This window comes from Arthrobacter sp. CAL618 (assembly GCF_000468215.1).
In the GTDB taxonomy this organism is placed as follows: domain Bacteria; phylum Actinomycetota; class Actinomycetes; order Actinomycetales; family Micrococcaceae; genus Arthrobacter_D.
Window position 1 is genome coordinate 1 of the sequence record NZ_ASZW01000106.1, and the last position, 3,257, is coordinate 3,257.

Genomic DNA, 3,257 nt, shown 5'->3' on the forward strand with positions numbered 1-3,257 from the left:
CGGAGTCAGTGGAGTCGGTGACCTCGGTGGGGCCGGTGAGTTCAGTGGAGATCACCGTGTGCGGCTTCACAGACGTCCGGTTTTCCTAGCCTCCGGTTTTCCTAGCGGCCGGTCCCCCAGCACTGCAGTCCCCAGCCAGAAACGGCGACCGGAGCCAGAAACGGCCCCGAGGCTCACGTTCGCCGATTGCAACCGGCAGGTCTGAGTTGCAGGGCCGTTTCTGGCGCAGCCGGAGCGGCTAAACCCCGGGGTCAGCTCCCGATGAGAGGCGCGACGGCGCCGACCAACTGGTTGATGCCGAGCACAATGAACAGCAAGGCGACGACGGCGAAAGCGATATTGGTGTGGAGCTTGTTCGCGTACTTCTTGGGGATCCGCTTCCCATTCAGCAGTCCGAGCAGGGTGACGGCGAGGAACGGCATGAACAGTGAACCGAGGACACCGTACGCCAGGATCAGCCCAATCGGCTGACCCAGCGCAAACAGGATCATCGGCGGGAAAGTCAGCCACAGAACGTAGAACCTGAAGTATTTGCCGCCCACCCGGGTGTCGGGGTGGCCCTGGGTTGGAGGCTAGTAGCTCGCGCCGTCGGCGTTCGGGCCCTAGGTATCCTCTCACGGTTGAGGTGACAGGCAGTGAGCTTACCCACATAGACGGGGGACGGTATCCCTTTTATTTGGTGCATGCAGTGCAATCAATGCATGCACTTTTGGATGGGGAAATGCATGCATCGCATGCACTGCATGCACGATTTGAAAAGGAGACACCCATGCCGAACATCACGCTTCGCCAAATAGAGCCCGCGGTAGTAGACCAGATTAAAGTGATAGCAGCGCAAAACGGCCGGTCAATGCAACAGGAACTGCGGCTGCTGGTGAACCGATTCGCCAGCCTACCGGCCGAGTCCCGGCAGGCACTCACCCCCCTGGCCGCCTTACAGGTGCCGGAGTGGTACGCGAAGCTCTGGAACATCCGTCTGGACATTGGCTCGGTTCCCGATGCCGCACTGCCACAGCGGAGGTCACCCTTCCGGCGACTGGAACTCAAACGACCCGAGCTCAGACAACCCGAGCCGAAACAGTTCGAGAGCAGTCAATCCACGCTGAACCGAGCGGCCTCCACGCAACCCGCTCCACACGAGTGGAGGGCCGAATCGTGAGCATTCTCGACTCGGACGTTCTTCTCGCACTCATTCGCTCGACCGAGGATGACGGTGTTGTCGAGTTTGTGAAGCAGTTTCCGTCTCGACCTCAAACAACCGCACTCGCTATTGCGGAAGTGACAGCCGCTATTTATGCGGCCACAGATCCCCGGCTGCGGTCGATCCGGGATCGGGCCTTGCAAGATCTGCTGCGGGGGCTGCTGCATCGGCGAGTGCTCCCTCTGGACGCCGACAGTGCCATAACCCTGGCGAAGCTTGCGACGACGAAGAATGCGACCGGGTCCTATTATCCCCTGGGCGTGCTTATTCAGGCGGCGATTTCCCGCCAGTTCATGATGCCGCTCGTCACGGGGCGTGCCGGTGACTACCAAGGGCTCGATCTTGAGCTTCATCCGCTTACCCTCGATCCGGTTCCCGCCCCCGATCCTGGCCCTGTCCCTGTCCCTGTACTTGGCCCTGTCTCCGCTCCTGACCGTCGCCCCCCAGGTACCGGCGGCACCGGCTGAGTGCCATTGGGTTCCAGCTAGTGTTGGACCATGGACTCTCCTATTGAAAATTACCTCAAGCGCATTCATCGGGAGATCGCCGAGCTGAAGGATGGCAAGCCCTACAGCACCATCCCCGCAATGGCCAATGTCGATCCGAACAACTTCGGCATCTGCCTCACCACGGTTGACGGCTATATCTATGAGGTGGGAGACACCCGGGACGAGTTCAGCATCCAGTCCATCTCCAAGCCCTTCACCTACGGACTGGCACTCGCCGACCTGGGGATGGAGGCTGTTGATGAGAAGGTCGACGTCGAACCCTCCGGCGATTCGTTCAACGAAATTTCCCTCGCCGAGGGCACCGGGCGGCCCTCCAACGCCATGATCAACGCTGGCGCCCTGACTGCTACCTCCCTGATCAAAGGGTCGGGCGGCAACGGACGGTTCAAGCGCATCCTCAACACCTATTCGGCGTTCGCCGGGCGACAGCTGAGCGTCAACACCGAAATCTACGAGTCCGAACTCAAGCACGGGCACCGCAACCGCGCGCTGGCCCACCTGCTGCGCTCGTTCAACATCATTGAGGACGATCCCACCCCGGTGATCGAGGACTACTTCCGCCAGTGCTCGGTCCTGGTGAACTGTCTCGACCTCTCGGTGATGGCCGCCACCCTGGCCAACAGTGGCCGCAACCCGCTCACCGGCCGTCAGGTGATGGAGATCGGCCCGATCGAACGGGTTCTGTCGGTGATGACCACCTGCGGCATGTACGACGACGCCGGGTCGTGGATCAGCACCGTCGGGATGCCCGCCAAGAGCGGAGTCGCCGGGGGCACCATCGCCGTCCTGCCCGGTCAGGTGGGACTCGCTGTCTACTCCCCTCCCCTGGACGAACACGGCAGCAGTGTCCGCGGCATGGCCACGAGCCAGCGCCTGTCCCGGGATATGGAACTGCACTTCGTCAGGGCCGCCCGCACCGGCAAGTCCGCGATCCGGTCCACCTACGACATTTCGGCATCACCGTCGGGCATCCGCCGCAACGACGAGGCGATGGACATCCTGCGGGACAACGGTCACCGCGCCCGCGTGATCGAACTCAACGGCGACCTGCTCTTCGCTGGCACCGAGTCGATGATCCGTGAGCTGAGCTCCCTCGACCAGACCATAGAGTTCATCATCCTCGACCTCCGCCGGGTCGACGAAGTCGCCGACGTCTCCCTGCGGCTGCTGGCCGAAGCGCGGGAGAACCTGGTCAGCGAAGGCAGGGAACTGGTGCTGATTGACAGCGACGGGGCCCTCGCCGACACCTTCGAGGACGTGGACCGTGAGGTTCCCACCTTCGACACGCGGACCGCCGCGGTCGAGTGGTGCGAGGACCAACTCATTGCCGCCTACGGCGATAACCTCTTCCTCCCAACGCTGGTCAAGGTCACCGACTGCCCGGCTTTGAGCCCGCTGACCAGCGAGGACGCCGCGGCTCTCGCCGCTCGCATGGAAGAGCGCGAGTACGACAACGGGCACGTGATCCGCCGGGTCGGCCAGCGGTTCGGCGGCGTGTTCTTCATCCTGTCCGGAAAAATCACCACCTCGGTCCCCGGTCCCACCGG

3 protein-coding genes and 1 pseudogene are annotated in these 3,257 nt (G+C 62.7%); 3 read left to right on the plus strand and 1 reads right to left on the minus strand.

All coding sequences use genetic code 11. From position 1 onward, the window contains the following. Positions 1–251: 251 nt before the first annotated feature. Positions 252–560: pseudogene (locus tag K728_RS0106870) on the minus strand (Nramp family divalent metal transporter); the annotation flags it as partial. A 209-nt stretch (positions 561–769) separates the two neighbouring features. Here K728_RS0106870 and K728_RS0106875 point away from each other — a divergent pair. From K728_RS0106875 to glsA, 3 genes are all read left to right on the plus strand, one after another. Further along, positions 770–1,159 carry a FitA-like ribbon-helix-helix domain-containing protein gene (locus tag K728_RS0106875; protein WP_024476272.1) on the plus strand — a complete coding sequence of 130 codons (390 nt, stop codon included), beginning with the start codon at positions 770–772 and terminating at the stop codon, positions 1,157–1,159. Continuing rightward, positions 1,156–1,668: a hypothetical protein gene (locus K728_RS0106880; protein WP_024476273.1), complete on the plus strand. Its 513-nt coding sequence runs from the start codon at positions 1,156–1,158 to the stop codon at positions 1,666–1,668. Before K728_RS0106875 ends, K728_RS0106880 begins: the two co-directional genes overlap by 4 nt. A gap of 30 nt (positions 1,669–1,698) precedes the next feature. Continuing rightward, a partial coding sequence (glsA, locus tag K728_RS0106885) for a glutaminase A (protein WP_024476274.1) occupies positions 1,699–3,257 on the plus strand: 1,559 nt, incomplete at its 3' end.

What these genes read in the sequence shown, in the direction of transcription:
- K728_RS0106875 (WP_024476272.1), top strand. Translation starts at nt 770, where the DNA reads ATGCCGAACATCACGCTTCGCCAAATAGAGCCCGCGGTAGTAGACCAG.